The organism is Nocardia puris (assembly GCF_003315035.1).
GTDB lineage: Bacteria > Actinomycetota > Actinomycetes > Mycobacteriales > Mycobacteriaceae > Nocardia > Nocardia puris.
On record NZ_QNRE01000022.1, the window covers coordinates 19718 to 39030 of the forward strand.

Genomic DNA, 19313 nt, shown 5'->3' on the forward strand with positions numbered 1-19313 from the left:
GCGGTTTTTCGACCGCGACTGTCTGCGCGCGTCAATCCAGCTCAACCGCGGCCGGATGATCGACCGGGGTGCCATTGCCCACGCGTGCCGGGTCGAAGCGATACCGCAGGGTGATCGGGATGAGAAGCGCCACAAGGATTGCCGCGATGACGACCAGGACGCCGCCACCGGAGACAGCGAGGGTGGTGCCGACCGAGGCCGCCGTGACGCCGTGGGCGAGGTCGCCGAGACGCTGGCCGCCTGCGACAGAGACGTTGAACAGCCCCTGGAGGCGGCCGCGCATGTCGTCGGTGGTGAGTTGCTGAATCATGGTGGAGCGGAAGATGACCGAGATCAGGTCGCCCACGCCCGCCAGGACGAGGAAGAGGAGCGCGGGGATCAGGCCGCCGCTGCCCAGCAGGGCGCTCAGCCCGAAACCGGTGATGCCCACGCCCCAGATGACGACGCCGACCACCACCGCCGCGCCGTGGCGGCGCACCCGCGACACCCAGCCGGAGAAGACGCCGCCGAGCACCGAGCCGATCGCCAGCGCGGCGAACAGGACGCCGACGACCATTTCACCGTCCCCGCCCGCGGCGAAATGGTCGTCGGCCAGTTCCGGGAACAACACCCGGGGCAGTCCCGCCACCATCGCGACGAGATCGAGGAGGAACACGGCCGCGAGCAGCCGCCGCGAGGAGAGGTAGACCAGGCCGGACCAGATCTCACGAACCCCGGACGCGGTGACCCGTCCGCTCGGCGGTAACGCGGGCAGGCGGTAGGCCGCCCACACCGTCGCGAGCATCGCCACCGAATCGAGCAGGTAGGCGTAGGCGGGGCCGCCACCGGCGAGAAGGACTCCCGCACACAGGCTTCCGGCGATTCCGCCGATCTGGATGACCGTCATCTCCAGCGTGTTCGCCGCCGCGAGCCGATCGGCGGGCAGAATGCGCGGGAAGATGGCGTTGCGGGTCGGCTGGTTCACCGCGATGCACGCCTGCTGGAACACCAGGACGGCGTAGAGCAGCCAGACGTTGTCCAGCCGCAGGAAGGCCTGCGCGGCCAGCAGCGCCGTCGCCACGACCATCCCGGCCGAACTGGCGAGCAACAGGGTGCGCCGGTCGAGCACATCGGCCAGTGCCCCGCCCCACAGCCCGAACACCACCAGCGGCGCGAGCACGAACACGCCCGCCAGTCCCACGTAGGCCGACGATCCGGTGATCGCGTAGATCTGGAACGGCACCGCGATCACGGTCAGCTGCGCACCGGAGACCGACACGATCCCACTCAGCCACAATCGCCGGAACTCCGGGTGGGACAACGGTTTCCGGTCGATGAGCACCGCGCCGAGCCGGATGTCGCCCATCATCTCCCCCATCTTCGCTTGCGCGGCGGTCGTTCACCGGGTTCACGGCACCAGGACGATCTTGTGCCGCACCCGAGCCGACCGCTCCCATGCCCGCGCCACCTCGGCCAGCGGGACGCGCTCGCAGTCGACCCGCAGCTCGCCCCGATCGGCCCATTCCGCCAGTTGCCGGTACGAGCGCGTCATGGCCTCGGGCCCGTGGTGGACCGGCATGAACCCGACGACCGTCGCGCCGAGCGAGCGCAGCACCTGCGCGGGCAGCGACGCAGAAGCCCCCGCGCGGTCGCCCACCTGCACCAACCGGACGCCCGGATTGCCCGCGGCCAGCGCGGCGACGGCCGGATCGCCCCAGGTGTAGTCGACCACGATGTCGACCCCGCCGCCCGAGGCCCGCCGGATCGCCTCGGTCAGACCCACGATGTCCGACCCCCCTGCGGTCGACACCGTCGCGGTCGCGCCGAGTTCGATCGTGTCGGCCAGGGCTTCGGGGTCGCGGCCGACGACGGTGATGGTGCCCGCGCCGAGCAACCGTGCCGCCTGCACCGCGAGCCTGCCGACCACCCCACTGCCACCCAGCAGCGCGACGTGCTCCCCCGGGCGCATCCGCGCGGCATCGGTGAGCGGCATGAGGGCGGCCATCCCGCTGTTGCCGAGGGTGGCCGCGACCGGGAAGTCGACACCGTCGGGTATCGGTATCGCGAAACCCGGTGGTACCACGGTGTATTCGGCCATCGCACCGAAGGGCGCGAGCGGCCTGCCGAAATAGACGCGCCGGTTGTCGGCGGTGACGCCGGCGCCCTCGATCCCGGTGATCACCGGGAAGGACTCCGGGCTCAGGTAGTGCTCCCCCGCGGCGGTGATCCGGTCGATGGCGTTGATCGTCGCGGCGGCCACCTCGATCGCGGTGGCGCCGGGAAACGCGGCCGGATCGGGGGCGTCGAACTCCCCGTACTCCGGTGCGCCGAAACGACGCAGAATCGCGGCCTTCATGCCGCCTCCATTCGATGAATCAACATTCAGTGAATTACGATTCATCACAGTACACTGCCCGGGAACGCTGTCAAGGAGGGATCGACATCGCCACATCGGCCGGGCCGACGCGCAGGCAGTTGCAGGCGGCGCGCACGACCAGCGAGCTCAAGTCCGCGGCGCGGGCGGTCTTCGCGCGCCAGGGGTACCTCAACACCAAGATCTCCGACATCACGGCGGAGGCGGGGCGGGCGGCGGGCTCGTTCTACAACCACTTCCAGAGCAAAGAGGACATCCTCGCCGCGCTGGCCGACGACATCGGCGCCGACGCCGACGTGCGGGCCGAGCGCACACCGGCCGCCCGCACCGGCGACGACCCGGCCGCCGCGCTGCGCCGGACCACCCGCGCCCACCTCTCGATCTTCTGGCACACCTTCGCGGCGAACCGGGACGTGATCGCGGCGATGGATCAAGCCGCGCTGGCCGCGCCCGCCTTCGCCGAGCGGATGCGCGCCTTCCGCGCCGAACAGCTGTGTCCGTGGGTGGCGTGGCTGGGCGAACTGGCCGCGGCGGGCGTCCGGCTGCCCGCCGACCCCGAGGTGACGGCGGGCATGATCGCCGCGGCGGCGGAGTCGATGGTCCGGTCCTGGACGGGCGATCCGGAGCGCGGGATCGACAGTCTGGTCGCCCTTTTTGTCGATGGGCTCGGGGCGGGGCGCGGGTAGAGGAGCGCTGCGATGCGGACGGGTCCGCGCACAAGCCCCTACCTCACACCGTGATTCGCCACCCCCGCGCACGCTCGCGTTCCCGCCAGAAGTCGCGGTAGCGCCCGGGCGCGGCGAGGAGTTCGGCGTGCGTGCCCACCGCCGTGAGTTCGCCGCCGTCGAGGACGAGGATCTGGTCGGCGCCCGCGATGGTGTGCAGGCGGTGCGCCACCACCAGCACGGTGCGGTCGGCGGCGAGGGTGCGCAGGGCGTCGGCGACGGCCGCTTCGTTACCGGGGTCGAGGGCGGCGGTCGCCTCGTCGAGCAGCACGATCGGGGCGTCCTTGACCAGCGCGCGGGCGATCGAAATACGTTGGCGCTCACCGCCGGAGAGGTTCGCGCCGCCCTCGCCGACGCGCGTGTCCCACCCGTCGGGCAGCCGGTCCACGATCTCGTCCACGCGCGCCCGCCGCGCGGCCTCCCGGATCTCGGCGGTGGTGGCGCCCGGCCTGCCGACGCCGATATTGGCTTCGATGGTGTCGTCGAACAGGTAGACGTCCTGGAACACCAGCGCGATCTGGTCGAACAGGGCGTCGGCGGCGTACTCGCGCACGTCGACACCGCCCACCGTCACGGTGCCCGCGTCGGCGTCCCAGAAACGCGCCACCAGGCGCAGGATCGTGGTCTTCCCCGCGCCGGACGGCCCGACGATCGCGGTGACCGTGCCGGGGCTGGCTTCGAAGCTGATGTCCCGCAGCACTTTCCGGTCTCCATACCCGAAGGTGACGCGATCGAAGTACACCGTGCCCGGTGTCGTGGCACGCAGCGCCTCACCTTCCGGCAGCGGCGGGACGCGGAGCACTTCATCGATCCGGTCGAGGTCTTCCGCGGCCATCCGCAGCGCCGCCGCGTGATCCACGATCTCGACCAGCGGACCGAGGAACCGCGTGACGAGCACCAGCAGCGCGACGAGTTCGGCCGCGTCCAGCGACCCGCCGAACGCCAGCAGCACCCCGGCCACGATCAGCGCGAGAAACGCGATCTGCACCGCCACCGAGAACAGCACCAGCGCCGGCACCGCACCGCGATTCATCTCCCCGTAGGCGCGGCGCTGCCCGGTGAGCGCGTCGTCCAGCAGCCGGTGCCCCTCACCCGTGCGGCCGAAGGCGCGCAGAACCGGTTGGCGCTGCGCGAATTCCACCACGCGGCTCGCGGCCTCCACGGCGGTCGCGTCGATGGCGTCGAAACCGCGGGCGATCGCGGACTGCGCGGCGCGGTGCGTGCCCAGCAGCGCCACGCCCGCCACGACCAGCGCGAGGCCGAGCACCGGGTCGAACGCGATCATGCCCACGGCCACCACGGCGGGCGTGACCGCCGCGCTCACCACCGGCTGCATCAGGTGCGCCGGCACGCCGATGATATTGGTGGTGCCCTGCGAGACGGAGTGCGTGAGACGGCCGGTGCGGTCGGTGTCGAACCAGCCGAGCGGAAGCTTCGCCAGGTGGTCGCCGATGCGGTGGTGCAGGCCGAGCAGCAGCAGGTCGGCGACGCGCTGACCTTCGATCGACTGCACGTAGAACGCAACGCCCGACGCCGCTGCGGCCACTGCCAGCCCGGCCAGCCAGGGCATCGCGGCGTCGCGGTCGCCGTCGAGCAGCGGGCGCAGCACCGGGACCACGAGCAGCACGCACAGGCCTTGCAGCACCGAGAACAGCACGATCAAGCCGATCCAGCGCGCGAACAGCGGCCGGTCACCGGGATCGACGAGGCGGAAGAGCTTGGCGATCATCGTGATTCCTCCCAGGCGGGGGTCTGGGCGCGCCACAGGCGCGCGTATTCGCCGTCGCGGGCGAGCAATTCGTCGTGGGCGCCCGATTCGACGACGCGGCCGCGCGCGAGGACCACAATGCGGGCGGCGTCGCGAATCGTGTTCAGGCGGTGCGCGATCACCAGCAGTGTCCGGCCGGCCACCAGGCGTGACAGCGCGTCCTGCACGGCCGCTTCGGATTCGGGGTCGGCGAAGGCGGTGGCCTCGTCCAGCACCAGGACGGGCGCGTCGGCGAGCAGCGCGCGGGCGATCGAAACCCGTTGTGCTTCACCGCCGGAGAGGTGGGCGTCATCGCCGACCACGCTGTCGTAGCCGCGCGGCAGGGCCGTGACGCGTTCGTGGATCTGGGCGGCGCGTGCGGCCCGTTCGACCTCGGCGAGCGTGGCGTCCGGCCGGGCCAGGGCGATATTGTCGCGAATGCTGGTGCGCAGCAACGACGTTTCCTGGAAGACGAAGCCGATCTGCCGGTAGAGGTCGCGTTCGGCGATCTCGCGGACATCGACGCCGCCCATGCGCACGGCGCCGTCGGTAACATCCCAGAAGCGCGGAAGCAGCCGTGCCAGTGTCGATTTGCCGGAGCCGGACGGCCCGACCAGGGCGGTCACCGTTCCTGGTTCGAGGGTGAGGTCGACGCCGTCGAGCACGTCGGTGCGTCCGTCGTAGGAGAAGCGCACGCCGTCGAACTCGACGCGCGCCCCGTCCGGCGACTTCGGCGCGGTGGCGGGCGGCAGCTCCGGCGTGCGCAGCAAGGCGGCCAGGCGCCCCGCCGCAGCGGTCGCCGCTTGCAGCGACAGCGCGCCGAAACCGAGGGCGGTGATCGGCGCGCCGAGGCCCACGGTCAGCATGGCGAAGGCGACGATGTCGACGGGGTCGGAGCCGAGCCACACGCCGCCCGCCAACGCGGTGACGAGGAGGACGGGCGGTGAGATCACGGTGGCCGCCAGCGCCTCCAGGCCGCGCAACGGGACGAGCCATTCGCCGAGGAATCGGGCGAGATCGTCGCCGGCCCTGCGGTATCGGTCCTGCGCGCTGCCCGCGCCGCCGAACGCCTTCACCACCGCGATCCCGTCCACGAATTCCACGACGGCGGCGCCCAGCCGGTCCAGTTCGGCGCTCCACCTCCGCTGGCGCTCGGCCTCGCCGCGCGTCATCAGCGCCACCGCCGCACCCCACAGCAGGAACGGCACGAGGCTCAGCCCGGCCAGGCGCCAGTCGAGCCAGAACAGGTAACCGAGCGCGGCCAGCGGGGTGACCACCGCCGCGACCAGGTCGTTGAACGCGTGCGCGACCACGTGGTGCACGGCGCCCACGTCGTCGGTGAGCGCCCGCTTGACCCGGCCGGAACCGCGGTCGGCGAACCAGCCGAGCGGCACGCGGCCGAGGTGCGCGGCCATTTCGCGACGCAGCCGCAGGCCCAGGTCGGCGTCGGCGGCGTGGCTGAGGGTGTAGGCGGCCGCGCTGCCGAAGGTGCGCACGGCGAACGCCGCGACCGCGACGGCCACCCACGCCCAGACCGCGCCGCGATCCGTGGGGCCGTCACGGAGGAATTCGCGGGCGATCTCGACCACGGCGACGAAGGGGGCGAGTCCGGCGAGGGAGGCGGCGGCTTGGAGTGCGGCCGCCGCGATCAATCTGCCGCGCACCGGGCCGAGGACGACCCCGAGGCCTCCTTCTGGCTGGTTCGCCTCGTCCGGTGTCGGGCTCGGCGCGGTCATGCCCGCACCTCGCCCGGTCGGTGGGCAGCGCGCCGGATGCGGTTGCTCATGGGTCCCCTTTCCAAATTAGATCAGTGTTCTAATTTGGAGTGTACCGATGGGCGGAGCGGGCGCAAGGGGTGCGCGGGCGTCCAACCGGACCGAGCGAGGTTCGGTGCAAGTGCACGGCAGGCAGCCGCACCGGACCGGTGCGATTCGGCGGCGATCAGGGCCGCCCGACGCGCCCGCTAGGGTGGCGGGCATGCCCAGCGGTACCAGGCGCGCCTATCGGACCGGCCTCTCGCGCGACGCGATCGTGGCGGCCGCGGCCGCGCTCACGGCCGAACGCGGGCTCGACGGGTGGAGCATGCGGGAGCTCACCGCCCGGCTCGACACGTCGCTGTCGGTGATCTACCACCACGTGGGCGACCGGGAGAAGGTGTGCGCGGCGGTGGTCGACAAGGTCTACGCGGAGATGAATCTCCCGACGGACGACGAGGATTGGCGCGCGCTGCTGCGAAACATGCTGTACCCCATGATCGATCGGCTCGCCGAGTATCCGGGCGTGGCGTCGTGGTTGCTGCGCAACGGGCCTCGCACCGAGCAGTTGGTGCCGGTGATGGACGCCGGGGTGTCGCGCATGCTGGAGGCGGGCTGGGGTGAGGAGGCGGTGACCGCCTACACGGTGGCGTTCAACACCTGCCTTGGCCTGATCGCCTTGGGCGACACTCGTTTTCCCGACGGCAACGACCCCGGCCTGACCGCGCTGCTGGACTCCCTGGACGCCCACCCCGGCCCCGGCGCCGAGCAGATGCGGCGCATGGCCGCGCGTTTCGCCTCCGGTGCGGCCGAGCGCGCCGCCGCCCACGCCGAATACTGCCGCTACGCCCTGGATCGGGTACTCGACGGACTCGAAGCCCGGCTGACCCTCATCCAGGGTGACCGCGCCTGATCAGTCGATGAGGCCGAGCGACTGCAAGTGGCGGAAGACCAGCATCGAGCCGGGGGCGACGTGGGTCATGGCGGCGTACTCGGCCACGGTGAAGTAGCGGAGTTCGGCGATCTCGCCGCTCGGGTGCGGGTCGCCGTCGAGGTCGGCGGTGAAGCAGGTCATGTGCAGGCGGGTGCCCGGCGCGTGCCCGTACGCCTCGGCCTCGAAATCCCCCAGGTGCGCGTAGGCGGCCACCCCGACCCCCAACTCCTCCCGGATCTCCCGGTGCAGCGCCGCCACCGGCGTCTCCCCCGCGTCGATCTTCCCGCCCGCCATGTAGAAGACGTCCTTACCGGTGGACCGCGCCTGCAACAGGCGGCGGTCCCGAACGTGCGCCAACGCAGCCGTGCGAATCATCTCCCCACAGTAGAACGGGCGTCGCCCGCGGCGAGCGGAGGGCCGGTCGCCGACGATCCGGCGCGCCGAGCGGATTGTCGCGGCTGGGCCGATGGCGTGACGCCCCGACGTGGCCGGTCCGCCTCCACAGTGGGCACCTCACCGTGGAGCGGCACCTCACCGTGGAGCGGCGCCTTGCCGTGGCCGATCAGCCTCACCTACACGAGGTGGAGACGTGGCACCTTCGGCGAAGGCGGCATCGAAGCCGTCCGCTCCCAAGGATTTTCGGGCCGCACCGGTGATGCGGTCGACGTCGAAGCGTTCGGCGGACGGGAGCGGGGCGCCCACCGAGCGGCGGGCGGCGTCGGCGGCGCCGAGCAGGCGGGCGGCCGAATCCGGGTCGCCCAGCAGCGTTTTCGCGCCAGCCATGCCTTCCAGCGCGAGGGCCAGGGCGCGGGGGCCGCCGCCGGTGGCCAGCGCCATGCGGTAGCCCTGTTCGTGCAGGCCGAGGGCCGTCGCGCCGTCGCCGCGGAGTTCGGCGATGAAGCCGAGTTCGGCCAGCGGGGTGAGGGCGGCGAAGGTGTCGGACGCCCGTTCGCCGGTCACCCAGGGGGTCAGCAGCCGTTCGGCGGTGGTCAGGTCGCCCCGCCTGCGCGCGACGAGCGCCATGCCGAACTCGGCGTAGCCGATCAGCCCCGCGTTGCCCTGGTTCACGGCCAGCGCCCGGGCTCGCTCGTGGTGGGCGTAGGCGGTGTCGAGGTCGCCGGTCAGCATGATGACCCGGCCCAGAGCGGACAAACGTCCGGCGATCTCCGGATCGAAGGACAGGTCCTCCGCGATCCGCAGGCCGGTCGACTGCAATCGGATCGCCTCGGCGTAGTCACCGAGGATCTCGGAGGTCCCGGCCAGGGTGTCGAGCGCTTGCAGTCGCCCCCAGCGGTCGCCGAGGGCGGCGAACAGTTCCTCCGCGCGCCGGGCGTCGCGGCGTGCCGTGGCGATGTCGTCGCGCAGCGACGCATAGCTCGCCAGGGTGGAAAGCGCGGCGGCGCAACCCCATTCGTCGCCCGCCGCCCGGCACGCGGCCAATGCGACCTCCGCCCAACGCGTCGCGACACCCATATCGCCGAAACCCCAGCGCGCGAAGGAGAGAAACCAGTGCGCCCGCGCCCGGCGCGGATTGTCGGGACCGAGCAGGTCCAGTGCCGCCTGCCCCTCGTCCTCGACCGCGGCACCGGGTCGCGACCACAGCGCCAATCCCGTGCGCCACACCGTGACCCCGGCCCGCACGTCGTCGTCCCCGCCGGGCAGCGCCAGCGCGGCGTCGGCCGCGTCGAGCGCGACCCCGGGCCTGCCGCGCAGGAACCAGTACCAGGCGAGCGCGTCCACCAACCGCAGACGCCGGTCCACCGGTGAACGTGCCAGCGCCGCTTGCATATTCGCCTCTTCGGCGTCCAAGGCGCGCAGCCACGTGCCCTGCTCGCGCCCCCGCAGTCCGGGCTCCGCGCACTCGGCGAACCCCAGGAAGTACTCCGCGTGCCGCTCGCCGAACCGCTCGTCCTCCCCCGCCTCGGCCAATCGCTTGCCCGCGTACTCGCGCACCGACTCGAGCAGGCGATACCGGTCGCCGTCGGCCCGGACCAGCAGCGACCTGTCGACCAGTCGGGCCATCACCCCGGCCACATCGGCCACGGCGATCCCGGCTCCGCTCTCCGCCCCGCCGCCGACTCGCGCGCCACCCTCGTGCCCGAAACCCTCCGGCCCACGAACGCTCGGCCCGGAACCCGATACGCCACCGTCACCGCCGGAAGCCGGTACCCCTTCCCTCTTCGCGTCGGTCGAATCACCTTCGGCCGCAATCGCATTCCCCTCCGCGCAGGGGGACTCCACCGACGCGCGCGATCGCTCTGCGCACACCTCCTCCGCCGCCTCGAGCGCGCACCCGCCCGCGAAGACCGACAACCGGCGCAACACAACCTGTTCGGGTTCGGTGAGCAGCGACCAGCTCCAGTCGATCATCGACCACAGCGTGCGCTGGCGTTCGGGGACGCCGGGGCGGGGCGCGGACAGGGTGCGGAACCGGTCGCACAGCCGCACGGTCAGTTCGCCGAGACCGAGCCCGGGGAGACGGGCGGCGGCGAGTTCCAGAGCGAGAGGGATGCCGTCGAGACTTTCGCAGATCGCGAGGACCTGCGGCTCGGTGTGCTCGTCGAGGACGAAGCCCGGGTCGGCGTCGGCGGCGCGTTCGGCGAACAGGAGCGCCGCGCCGCTCGGAGGCAGCGGCGCCACCGGGAACAGCGCCTCGCCCGCCAGCCCCAACGGTTCCCGGCTGGTCGCCAGCACCACCAGGCCCGGCGCGGCGGCGAGCACGCGGCCCGCCACCTCGGCGGCCGCGCCGGTCAGATGTTCGCAGTTGTCCAGCACGAGCAGGCCGCGCACGTCGCCGATCACCGAGATCAGCTGCGCCAGCGCGTCGGCGGACCCCGCCCCGGCGCCCACGCTGGTGCCCGCCTTCACCCCGAGCGCCGTGCCGATCACACCCGCTACGGCCGCGACGGATTCGCCCGCGCCCAGCCCGGCGAGTTCGGCGAACCGCACCCCGTCCGACAGCCGCTCCGCCCACCGCGCCGCCGCGGCCAGCGCCAGCCGGGTCTTACCGACACCGCCGAATCCGGTCAGCGTGACCAACCGCGCACCCGCCAGCCGCGCCACGACGCGCTCGACGTCCTCGTCGCGCCCGATCAACCGGGTCAGCGGCGCGGGCAGCGGCGGCGGCCGGTACCCCGCCGACGGCACGGGCGCCGAACGCAGGGAGGGGCTGTGCCGCAACATCTCCCGGTGTAGTTCGACCAGCTCCGGTGACGGGTCGGCACCCAGTTCGTCACGCAGCCCGGTGCGCAACTCCTCGAAGACGACCAGCGCCTCGTGCCCCCGCCCCGACCGGTACAGCGCACGCATCTGCGCGGCGCGCATCCGTTCCCGCAGCGGGTGCCGGGCCGCCACCTCGGCCAATTCGTCGGCCAGCAGTACGTGTTCGCCGAGTGCCAGCAGCGTCTCGGCGCGCTCCTCGACGGCCGCGATCCGCTGGTCGTGCAACCGGGCCACCACCGGCTGCGCGGTGAGCGCGTCGCCCAGATCGGCGAAAGCCGGTCCGCGCCAGAGGTTCAGCGCGTCGTCGAGCAGTGCCGCCCGCGCGCGGGCATCGCCCTCGGCGCGCGCCCGCTCCACCAGTTCGAGAAACCGTCCGGCGTCGACGGCCGTGCCGGGCACGCGCAACCGGTAGCCCGCCGCGTCGAACACCACCAGGTCGCGCCCGCCCGGCTCGGCGTCGTCCAGAACGCGCCGCAGCTGGGACACCTTCGCCTGCACCGCGCCCTTGGGATCGGCGGGCGGGCGCGCACCCCACAACTCCTCGATCAACCGGTCCACCGGCACGGGCTCGCCCGACCGCAGCAGCAGATGGCCCAGCAGCAGCCGGACCTTCAGTTCCGGGACCCGCACCGGCTCATCGCGCTCGGTGCGCACCTCGAGTTGGCCGAGCACACCGAAACGCACGCCGCCGACGTTACCGGACCTCGGACGCACCCGAAGCGCGTCCGAAGCGAACCCGAACCGCCCGGCCGCACCCTCGGGACGGATTCCGAACGAGGAGGACGCAATGCCCGACGACACCGCACCGATCCGGTTGGCCGTGCTGATCGCGAGCACCCGCACCGGACGTTTCGGCCCGACCGTGGCCGAGTGGTTCGCCGCCCGCGCGCGGGCCCGCGCGGACCTGAAGGTCGACGTGATCGACCTGGCCACGGCCTGGCTGCCCGAGGTCCTGGCCGGCGACGACGTCACCGAACCGCCCGCGCCGGTGCGCGAGCTGTCCGGCTGGCTCGACGCCGCCGACGCGTTCGCGGTGGTCACGCCGGAGTACAACCACAGCTTCCCGGCCGCCCTCAAGACCGCCATCGACTGGTTCTCCGACGAATGGCAGGCCAAACCCGTCGGCTATGTCAGCTACGGCGGGATCAGCGGCGGGCTGCGCGCCGTGGAGCAGTTGCGGCTGGTGTTCAACGAGGTGCACGCCATGTCGGTGCGCACCAGCGTGGCGTTCCCGAACTACCCCGAGCTGTTCGGCGACGACGGTGAACCCGTGGACGCGCCGCGCTACGACCGCTACGCCGACGGCATGCTGGACGAATTGGTCTGGTGGGCAGAGGGTTTGCGCCGCCAGCGCGCCCACCGTCCGCTGCGGGTGACCGGAGGCGGGCAGTGACCGCGCAGGAGATCCCCGCGAAGGCGGGCCGGCGGGAATGGCTGGGCCTGGGCCTGCTCGCCGCACCGCTGCTGGTGCTCGCGCTGGATGTGAGCGTGCTGTTCCTCGCGACCCCGCACCTGTCGGCCGAACTGCGCCCGAGCGCCACCCAGCAGCTGTGGATCCTCGACATCTACGGCTTCCTCATCGCGGGTTTCCTCATCACGATGGGCGGCATCGGCGATCGGATCGGCAGGCGCAGGCTGCTGCTCCTCGGCGGCGCGGCGTTCGCCGTGGCGTCGGTGATCGCGGCCTACGCGCCCAGCGCGGAACTGCTGATCGCCGCGCGGGCGCTACTGGGTGTCGCCGGCGCGACGCTGATGCCCTCGACGCTGGGGCTGATCTCCACGATGTTCCGCGATCCGCACCAGCGCACCTTCGCCATCGCGATCTGGATGACGGTGTTCTCGGCGGGCGTCGCGATCGGCCCCGTGGTGGGCGGTGTCGTGCTCGAATTCTTCTGGTGGGGTGCGGTTTTCCTGATCGGCGTGCCGGTGATGCTGGTACTGCTGGTCTTCGGACCCGCGCTGCTGCCCGAACACCGGCAGGCCGACGGGGCCAAGCGGATCGACCCGCTCAGCGTCGGATTGTCCTTGGCGACCATGCTGCCCGTGGCCTACGGCGTGAAAGAGATGGCGGCGCGCGGTGTTTCGGTGGACGCGGTGCTCGTGCTCGTGGCCGGGATCGTGGCGGGTGTGCTGTTCGTGCGCCGTCAGCTGCGGTCGCCGGACCCGCTGCTGGACGTGCGGCTGTTCACCCGGCGCGCCTTCGCGGGCGCGGTGGCGCTGATGATGCTCGGCACGCTCACCGTGAACGGCATCTACTACCTCACGCCGCAGTACCTGCAACTCGTCCGCGACATCTCGCCCCTCGGCGCGGGCCTGTGGCTGGTGCCGGTCGCGCTGGTCTCGGTGGTCGCTTCGCTGCTCACGCCGCGTTTCGCCCGGCGCTACGGCCGCCGGGCCGTGCTGGCCTGCGCCGCCCTCATCGCGGCGGGCGCGTGCGTGGGCATCCTGTTCATCGGGACCGGCACCGCGTTGCCCCTGGTCCTCGCGTGCGTGGCGCTCGCGACGTTCGGCGCGACCCCCACCGGCGTCATCGGCACCGACCTGGTGGTCGGCTCGGTGCCGCCGGAACGCGCCGGGTCGGCGGCGGCGGTGTCGGAGACCGCCGGGGAACTCGGCGTGGCCCTCGGCATCGCCACCACGGGCAGCCTGCTGGCCGCGACGTATCGCTCGCGGCTCCCGGAAGCCGCGCCCGACGGCCTGCCTGACGGTGTACTGGACAACGCGCGGGAAGGTGTCGCGTCGGCGCTCGACATCGCTGCGGGACTCCCCGGCGAGCTGGGAGCGGCACTCGCCGAGGCCGCCCGCTCGGCGTTCACGGCCGGGTTCGCGCTGGCGGGCGCGTTCGGCGCGGTGCTGCTGCTCGGGGTGGTGGTGCTCGCGAGGACGGTGGTCCCGGCGGAGACGCCGGACCCGGAAGAGGCTGAAGCGCAGGACGATTCGGCCACTGCCGGGGTCCCGCCCGCTTGATCCCGGAACCGGCCGGCCCATCGAATGCGCCTCGCGCTTTCGGTGGGCCGGCCACCTCGGAACCGGAGGGGCATCCGCAGCGGAACTCGTCATCCGAGCGCGGCGCCAACTCCGCCCGACGCATCCGGTTCCGAGATCACCTCGCCCGGCGTCGGCCCTCGCAGAGATATTTGAACGATAGTTCTATTTGTACTATCGTTCAAATATCTCATCCCGAGGAGGACCGCATGACCCGCACCGGCACCCGACCCGCCACCGCGCGCCAATGGGCGGGCCTGGCCCTGCTCGCCCTGCCCACCGTGCTGCTCGGCCTCGACCTGACCGTGCTCTACCTCGCCCTGCCCGCCCTGTCCGCCGATCTCGACCCGACGGCGACCCAAACGCTGTGGATCATGGACTCCTACGGCTTCTTCATCGCCGGATTCCTGCTCACCATGGGCACACTCGGCGATCGGATCGGCAGGCGACGACTGCTGGTGCTCGGCATGGCCGCGTTCGCGGCGGCGTCGGTCCTGGCGGCGTTCGCCCCGACCGCCGAGGCGCTGATCGCGGCGCGGGCCCTGCTGGGCATCGCGGGCGCGACGCTCATGCCCTCCACGTTGTCGCTGATCGCGACGCTGTTCCCCGAGCCGCGACAGCGCGCGGTCGCGATCGGCGTGTGGGCGACGATGTTCGCCCTCGGCATGGCCGCCGGACCCGTGGTGGGCGGCCTGCTGGTGGAGCGGTTCTGGTGGGGCGCGGCGTTCCTGCCCGCGCTGCCGATCGCGGTGATCGTCCTGGCCGGCGCGCCCCGGCTGCTGCCCGAGTACACCTCGCCCGGCCGCGGCCGGCTCGACCCGGTCAGCGTCGCGTTGTCGCTGGCGATGCTGCTGCCCGTCGTCTACGCGGTCAAACATCTCGCGGCGCACGGTCCGGACGTCACGGTCGTCCTGACCGGCGGGGTCGGCATCGCGGCGGGAATCGCGTTCGTGCGCAGGCAGATACGCCTCGATGATCCACTGCTGGACGTCACGTTGTTCACCGACCGGGTGTTCGCGTCGGCGTCGGCGGTGCTGCTGGCCGGGCTCGTCGGTGTGGGCGGGGCGATGTATCTGGTCACGCTGTACCTCCAAATGATCGCGGGCCTGTCCCCGGCCGCCGCGGGGTGGTGGATGGGGCCGCCCGCGCTGGCGATGTTCGCGGCGGCGATCGGCGCGCCGCTGCTGGCCAGGCGGGTGCGGCCCGGGTGGGTCATGGCCGGCACGCTGGGCGGTTCGGTGATCGGCTACGCGCTCCTGGCGACGGCGGGGACCGACAGCCGTCACGCCGTCGTGCTCGGCTTCGCGTTCATCTACGCCGGGCTCGGCGCGATCGCCGCGCTCGGCACCGATATGGTGGTCGGCGCCGCGCCGCCCGCGAAATCCGGTTCGGCGGCGGCGGTTTCGGAGACGGTGCAGGAGTTGGGCCTGGCCGTCGGCGTGGCCGTGCTCGGCAGTCTCACGACCGCTCTCTACCGCGCTCGGGTGCGGATTCCCGAGGGGACACCGCCCGAGGTGGCCGACCGGATCGGCGAGAGCATCGACGCCGCCGTCGCCGCGGCCGACCGCGCGCCCGCCGCCGCGATGGACAGCGCCGCCGCCGCGTTCACCACCGGCCTGAACGTGTCCGCGGCGGTGGCGGGCGTGGCGATCGCGGTGGTAGCGGCGCTGTGCGCAGTCGCGTTGCGCGGGATCCGGCCCCTCGGCGGCGGGTGAGCGTCGTCTAGCCTGTGGGCAGGAGGGCGCATGGGCGAGGAGGACGTGATCACCGACGGGCGCAAGGCCAGAGGCCAACGGCGCCGCGCCGAGATCATCGACGCCACACTGACGATCGTGCGGCGCGACGGGGCGGCCGGGGTCACGCATCGCACCGTCGCCAAGGAGGCGGGCATCCCCACCAGCCTCAGCACCTACTACTTCGCCACCCTCGACGACCTGCTCGTCGCGGCGCTCACGAGCGTCGCGGAGAACTACACCGCCCGCATCCGCGGCATCATCGACGGCCGCGACGACAAGCTGCGCGGCCTCGCCGAACTCATCGCCGAATCGGCCGGTCCGGGGCGCGACCGGGCGCTGGCCGAACGCGAACTGTCGACCATGGCGGCGCGCAGGCCCGCGCTGCGGCCGGTCGCGCGCCGCTGGCGGGAGAATGTCGCCGAACTCGGCGGGCACTGCACCGACGACCCCGAGGCGATCGCGTCGCTGGTCGCGACGTCCGACGGGCTGTGCACGGCCGTGCTGCTGGACGATATGCCCGCCGATGTCGAGCACATCGAGGCGGTGTTGCGCCGAGCGATCGGAATCGCTTGACGCGTGAGCGGATCCGCGACGCTCGACCCGGCGGCGCGCGGGTGGTCGCACTCCCCGACAATCGAGGAGCCCACTGGGTAAGGCGAACAACAGGATTCGCTGAGCGAGCCACTCACCCGCGCGGGATGCCGAGCACCATCCCGTCCACGAACTCGGCCACGGCGGTGCGGGCGCGGAACTCCTCGCGCATCCGCGACAGTTCCGGCAGCAACTCCCCGACGCGGTCGAATTCCGCGAACTCGTCCGGTGCCACCAGATCGCTCCACAGCGGGCGCGGGTCCCCCGCCGCGGCGGCGGCCGCGCGTTCGTCCGCGACGCGGCGCATCATGAGCTCGCCGAGCACGAAACGCCACATCGCCGAGTACATGTAGGTGCCGTGGCGGATGTCGGCACCGAGTTCCATTGCCGCGCCGACGAACTCGTCGAGGATCCACATCGCCGCGCGACCGAACGATTCGCCCGCGACGAGTACGTCCACCACCCACGGCAATTCGTGCAGCACCTCGATGACGTGCATCACGAGGGTGATCAACCGGTCGCGGGGCGAGTCCGGCAGGTCCGGGCGCGGCACCCGCTCGGCCTCCTCGCTCAGCACGGCGATGAACAGCTGCGCCTTGCCCGGGAAGTGGTGGTAGACGGCGGCGGTGCTCACACCGAGTTCGTCGGCGAGTCTGCGCATGCTGAACCCGGCCGATCCGTCCTGTTTCAGCATGCGGGTGGTGGCGGCCACGACTTCCTCGCGGGTCACCCGCACGGGGCGTCCGCGTCGCCGGGGTGTAGTCGCGCCTGTCATGGGCCCATTCTTCGATGCGAAGGTCTCGACAGCGAGGTAAGGCTGTGCTGACCATAATAAACACACGCGTTACTAAATTATGGAGGTCGCCGTGACCACACGGACCGGAACCGGGCGGGCTGGACCCTCGCCGCCGTCTTCACCGTGATGTTCCTTGTGTCCCTGGATCTTTCGATCGTCAACGTGGCACTGCCGGATATCGACGCCGAGTTGGACTTCTCGGCGTCGGGGCTGAGCTGGGTGCTCAACGCCTATCTGCTCCCCGTCGCGGGCCTCATGCTGTTCGGCGGCCGCTTGGCCGACTTCACCGGGCGGCGCACGCTCCTGCTCGCCTGCCTCGCCGTGTTCGGAGTGGCCAGCGCGTGGGGCGGGTTGGCCCAAGTCGCACCGGAATTGCTGGCGGCGCGGGCCATTCAAGGTGTGGCCGCGTCGGTGCTGGCGCCGATGTCGCCGGCGTTGGTCACCGCGGAGTTCGCCGAGGGGCCGGCACGGTCCGGGGCCATGGCCGCGTGGGGCGGTGCGGGCGCGGCCGGCGGTGCGGCCGGTGTGGTGCTGAACGGGTTGCTCACGGAGTACGTGGGGTGGCGCGCCGTGATGTGGGTGAACGTGGTGTTCGTCGCGGTGGCGGTGTTCGCCGTGCTGCGCGGCGTGGACAACGCGGTGCGCGGGCCGCGCGGCAAGCTGGATCTGCCCGGCGCCGTGCATGGTGGACGCCTTCGGCGAGGACGCCGCCGACGCGGTGCTCGACGTGACCGGCGGGGATGTCAACGACGAACTGCGGACCGTGCGCGACACCGTCACCCGGCTCACGGGCGCTCCCGGTCGCTCGTTCCGGCAGTGGGCCGAGGAGAACGCCGCCGCCTTCCGCTGAGGGGGATATGAGTTGACCTCGAGTTCGGTTGATGTTTCAGGATCGGGAGCATGAGCATCCTGTTCCACAACACCATGAAGATCACCGACGGCCATCTCGAGGAGTTCAAGGGGGCGGTGCGTCGCGCGGTCGCCTTCGTCGAGGAGCACGGGCCGCAGCTGGTGGTGCAGGTCTTCCTGGATGAGGCGCGCGGGCTCGCGCACAGCTTCCAGCTCTACGCGGACTCCGACGCGGTCCTCGCGCACTGGAAGCTGTCCGACCCCTACATCCGGGATGTGATGGCGCACTGCACCGTCCAGTCCTTCGAGACCTTCGGCGAGATGTCCGACGACGTGCTCGACGGTCTGCGGTCGGGGCCCGCCGGCGAGGCGACCGTGCGGCCGTTCCTCACCGGGTTCACCCGATTCGCCTGACCCGGCCCGGCGGTGGCGCGCGGCGCTACCGCAGCGGAATGTCGACGCCGTGCTGGCCGGCGGGGCGCGGGCCGAAGATCCGGCGCTGCGCCTCGGCGATGGCCACGTCGTTGATGCTGGCCTCCCGTCGCGACATCAGACCCTCGGAGCTGAACTCCCACAACTCGTTTCCGTAGCTGCGCCACCACTGTCCGGCGCGATCGTGCCACTCGTACTGGAAGCGCACGGCGATGCGGTTCTCGCGAAAACCCCACAGGCTCTTGCGAAGTGCGTAATCGAGCTCGCGTTCCCACTTGGCGGTGAGGAACTCCACGATCTCCGCACGGCCGCTCACGAAGGCGTCCCTGTTGCGCCACAAGGAATCCGGCGTGTACGCGGCGGCTACGCGCTCCGGATCGCGAGTGTTCCACGCGTCCTCGGCGGCTTGGACCTTCTGCGCCGCGGTCTCCGGGGTGAACGGCGGGAAGGGCGGGCGAACGTCCGGCATGGGCACTCCTCTCACAGGTGGAGAACGAACGTTCTCCACTCCCGCGCTACAGTAGGGAACGACCGTTCTCCACGTCAAGGGAGCCCCGATGCCCGCCGCCCTCACCGCCGAGCGACAAGCAGGCGACCGCGAGGCGCTCCTCGACGTCGCCGAATCGCTGTTCTACGCCCACGGTTTCCAGTCCGTCGGCATGGACCGTCTCCGCGCGGCGTCGAGCCTGTCGCTCAAGCGCATCTACGCGATGTTCCCCACCAAGGACGACCTCGCCGTCGCGGTCCTGCGCCGCCGCGACCTCCGCTGGCGCACCCGCCTGGTCGACTACGTCGAACGATTCGCCGACCCCACCCGGCGCGTGCTCGCCCTCTTCGACTGGCTGCGCGACTGGTTCGCCGAACCCGGCTTCCGCGGCTGCGCCTGGATCAACGCACACGGCGAACTCGGACCGACCTCCGACGCCGTGCTCGCCGAAGTCCGCGCCCACAAGGAGGCGTTCCACGCTCACATCACGGGGTGGGTGGACGCGGCCGGATCCGATGCGGGCGAAGCGATCTACCTCCTGGCGGAGGGCGCGATGGTGACGGCGGGTATCACGGGCGATCCGGACGTGGCACGCAAGGCCCGCGACGCCGCCGAACGCCTGCTCACCGGGGCACGGCCATAGACCCGACATCGCCGCGATCAAGCCCAGGTCCCGCTTGTCCGGAAACGCAACAGCGGGGA

17 protein-coding genes are annotated in these 19313 nt (G+C 71.9%); 9 read left to right on the top strand and 8 right to left on the bottom strand.

Annotated features, from left to right (window positions below; translation table 11 throughout):
- Positions 1-31: 31 nt before the first annotated feature.
- Together DFR74_RS32355 and DFR74_RS32360 are read right to left on the bottom strand one after the other, a co-directional pair.
- Positions 32-1357: an MFS transporter gene (locus DFR74_RS32355; protein WP_198161798.1), complete on the bottom strand. Its 1326-nt coding sequence runs from the start codon at positions 1355-1357 to the stop codon at positions 32-34.
- 30 nt (positions 1358-1387) lie between these two features.
- Positions 1388-2335 carry a quinone oxidoreductase family protein gene (locus tag DFR74_RS32360; RefSeq protein ID WP_067511245.1) on the bottom strand — a complete coding sequence of 316 codons (948 nt, stop codon included), beginning with the start codon at positions 2333-2335 and terminating at the stop codon, positions 1388-1390.
- Between the two features lie 29 nt (positions 2336-2364).
- Between DFR74_RS32360 and DFR74_RS32365 the strand changes: the two genes are divergently transcribed.
- The gene (locus DFR74_RS32365; RefSeq protein WP_232331822.1) at positions 2365-3039 is read left to right on the top strand and encodes a TetR/AcrR family transcriptional regulator; all 675 of its coding nucleotides are present in this window, start codon (positions 2365-2367) and stop codon (positions 3037-3039) included.
- 43 nt (positions 3040-3082) lie between these two features.
- Here the strand turns inward: DFR74_RS32365 and DFR74_RS32370 are convergent, their stop codons facing one another.
- The gene (locus tag DFR74_RS32370; protein ID WP_067511294.1) at positions 3083-4807 is read right to left on the bottom strand and encodes an ABC transporter ATP-binding protein; all 1725 of its coding nucleotides are present in this window, start codon (positions 4805-4807) and stop codon (positions 3083-3085) included.
- A complete protein-coding gene (locus tag DFR74_RS32375; RefSeq protein ID WP_067511246.1) occupies positions 4804-6561 on the bottom strand; it encodes an ABC transporter ATP-binding protein in 1758 nt (585 codons plus the stop codon). Before DFR74_RS32375 ends, DFR74_RS32370 begins: the two co-directional genes overlap by 4 nt.
- A 241-nt stretch (positions 6562-6802) precedes the next feature.
- Here DFR74_RS32375 and DFR74_RS32380 point away from each other — a divergent pair, with 241 nt between their 5' ends.
- Positions 6803-7492 (top strand): TetR/AcrR family transcriptional regulator, encoded by a 690-nt coding sequence (locus tag DFR74_RS32380; protein WP_067511295.1) that lies wholly within the window; start codon positions 6803-6805, stop codon positions 7490-7492.
- Here the strand turns inward: DFR74_RS32380 and DFR74_RS32385 are convergent, their stop codons facing one another.
- Positions 7493-7888 (bottom strand): NUDIX hydrolase, encoded by a 396-nt coding sequence (locus DFR74_RS32385; RefSeq protein ID WP_067511247.1) that lies wholly within the window; start codon positions 7886-7888, stop codon positions 7493-7495. It lies immediately after the preceding gene.
- Positions 7889-8044: 156 nt separating this feature from the next.
- Positions 8045-11419: a BTAD domain-containing putative transcriptional regulator gene (locus DFR74_RS32390; RefSeq protein WP_067511248.1), complete on the bottom strand. Its 3375-nt coding sequence runs from the start codon at positions 11417-11419 to the stop codon at positions 8045-8047.
- A 103-nt stretch (positions 11420-11522) separates the two neighbouring features.
- On the opposite strand from DFR74_RS32390, the gene DFR74_RS32395 reads away from it, so the two are divergent.
- From DFR74_RS32395 to DFR74_RS32410, 4 genes are all read left to right on the top strand, one after another.
- Positions 11523-12128 (top strand): NADPH-dependent FMN reductase, encoded by a 606-nt coding sequence (locus tag DFR74_RS32395; RefSeq protein WP_067511249.1) that lies wholly within the window; start codon positions 11523-11525, stop codon positions 12126-12128.
- Entirely contained in the window at positions 12125-13702 is a 1578-nt protein-coding gene (locus DFR74_RS32400; protein ID WP_067511250.1) for an MFS transporter, read from the top strand. The genes DFR74_RS32395 and DFR74_RS32400 overlap by 4 nt, the downstream gene beginning before the upstream one ends.
- 227 nt (positions 13703-13929) lie before the next feature.
- Positions 13930-15435, top strand: a complete 1506-nt coding sequence (locus DFR74_RS32405; RefSeq protein ID WP_067511251.1) for an MFS transporter — start codon at positions 13930-13932, stop codon at positions 15433-15435.
- A 30-nt stretch (positions 15436-15465) separates the two neighbouring features.
- Positions 15466-16029: a TetR/AcrR family transcriptional regulator gene (locus DFR74_RS32410; protein WP_067511252.1), complete on the top strand. Its 564-nt coding sequence runs from the start codon at positions 15466-15468 to the stop codon at positions 16027-16029.
- 112 nt (positions 16030-16141) lie between these two features.
- Here the strand turns inward: DFR74_RS32410 and DFR74_RS32415 are convergent, their stop codons facing one another.
- Entirely contained in the window at positions 16142-16822 is a 681-nt protein-coding gene (locus DFR74_RS32415; RefSeq protein WP_067511253.1) for a TetR/AcrR family transcriptional regulator, read from the bottom strand.
- 147 nt (positions 16823-16969) lie between these two features.
- Between DFR74_RS32415 and DFR74_RS32420 the strand changes: the two genes are divergently transcribed.
- Positions 16970-17704 (top strand): MFS transporter, encoded by a 735-nt coding sequence (locus tag DFR74_RS32420; RefSeq protein ID WP_084537898.1) that lies wholly within the window; start codon positions 16970-16972, stop codon positions 17702-17704.
- Positions 17705-17743: 39 nt separating this feature from the next.
- Positions 17744-18106: a hypothetical protein gene (locus tag DFR74_RS32425; protein ID WP_067511255.1), complete on the top strand. Its 363-nt coding sequence runs from the start codon at positions 17744-17746 to the stop codon at positions 18104-18106.
- Between the two features lie 25 nt (positions 18107-18131).
- Here DFR74_RS32425 and DFR74_RS32430 read toward each other — a convergent pair whose 3' ends face one another.
- Positions 18132-18593, bottom strand: a complete 462-nt coding sequence (locus DFR74_RS32430; RefSeq protein ID WP_067511256.1) for a nuclear transport factor 2 family protein — start codon at positions 18591-18593, stop codon at positions 18132-18134.
- Between the two features lie 88 nt (positions 18594-18681).
- On the opposite strand from DFR74_RS32430, the gene DFR74_RS32435 reads away from it, so the two are divergent.
- Entirely contained in the window at positions 18682-19254 is a 573-nt protein-coding gene (locus DFR74_RS32435; RefSeq protein WP_067511257.1) for a TetR/AcrR family transcriptional regulator, read from the top strand.
- Positions 19255-19313 lie beyond the last annotated feature (59 nt).

Coding starts and splice junctions, on each gene's coding strand:
- DFR74_RS32395 (WP_067511249.1), top strand. CDS start 11,523: ATGCCCGACGACACCGCACCGATCCGGTTGGCCGTGCTGATCGCGAGC.
- DFR74_RS32410 (WP_067511252.1), top strand. CDS start 15,466: ATGGGCGAGGAGGACGTGATCACCGACGGGCGCAAGGCCAGAGGCCAA.
- DFR74_RS32425 (WP_067511255.1), top strand. CDS start 17,744: ATGAGCATCCTGTTCCACAACACCATGAAGATCACCGACGGCCATCTC.
- DFR74_RS32420 (WP_084537898.1), top strand. CDS start 16,970: ATGTTCCTTGTGTCCCTGGATCTTTCGATCGTCAACGTGGCACTGCCG.
- DFR74_RS32385 (WP_067511247.1), bottom strand. CDS start 7,888: ATGATTCGCACGGCTGCGTTGGCGCACGTTCGGGACCGCCGCCTGTTG.
- DFR74_RS32415 (WP_067511253.1), bottom strand. CDS start 16,822: ATGACAGGCGCGACTACACCCCGGCGACGCGGACGCCCCGTGCGGGTG.
- DFR74_RS32435 (WP_067511257.1), top strand. CDS start 18,682: ATGCCCGCCGCCCTCACCGCCGAGCGACAAGCAGGCGACCGCGAGGCG.
- DFR74_RS32360 (WP_067511245.1), bottom strand. CDS start 2,335: ATGAAGGCCGCGATTCTGCGTCGTTTCGGCGCACCGGAGTACGGGGAG.
- DFR74_RS32370 (WP_067511294.1), bottom strand. CDS start 4,807: ATGATCGCCAAGCTCTTCCGCCTCGTCGATCCCGGTGACCGGCCGCTG.
- DFR74_RS32375 (WP_067511246.1), bottom strand. CDS start 6,561: ATGACCGCGCCGAGCCCGACACCGGACGAGGCGAACCAGCCAGAAGGA.
- DFR74_RS32380 (WP_067511295.1), top strand. CDS start 6,803: ATGCCCAGCGGTACCAGGCGCGCCTATCGGACCGGCCTCTCGCGCGAC.
- DFR74_RS32355 (WP_198161798.1), bottom strand. CDS start 1,357: ATGGGGGAGATGATGGGCGACATCCGGCTCGGCGCGGTGCTCATCGAC.
- DFR74_RS32430 (WP_067511256.1), bottom strand. CDS start 18,593: ATGCCGGACGTTCGCCCGCCCTTCCCGCCGTTCACCCCGGAGACCGCG.
- DFR74_RS32405 (WP_067511251.1), top strand. CDS start 13,930: ATGACCCGCACCGGCACCCGACCCGCCACCGCGCGCCAATGGGCGGGC.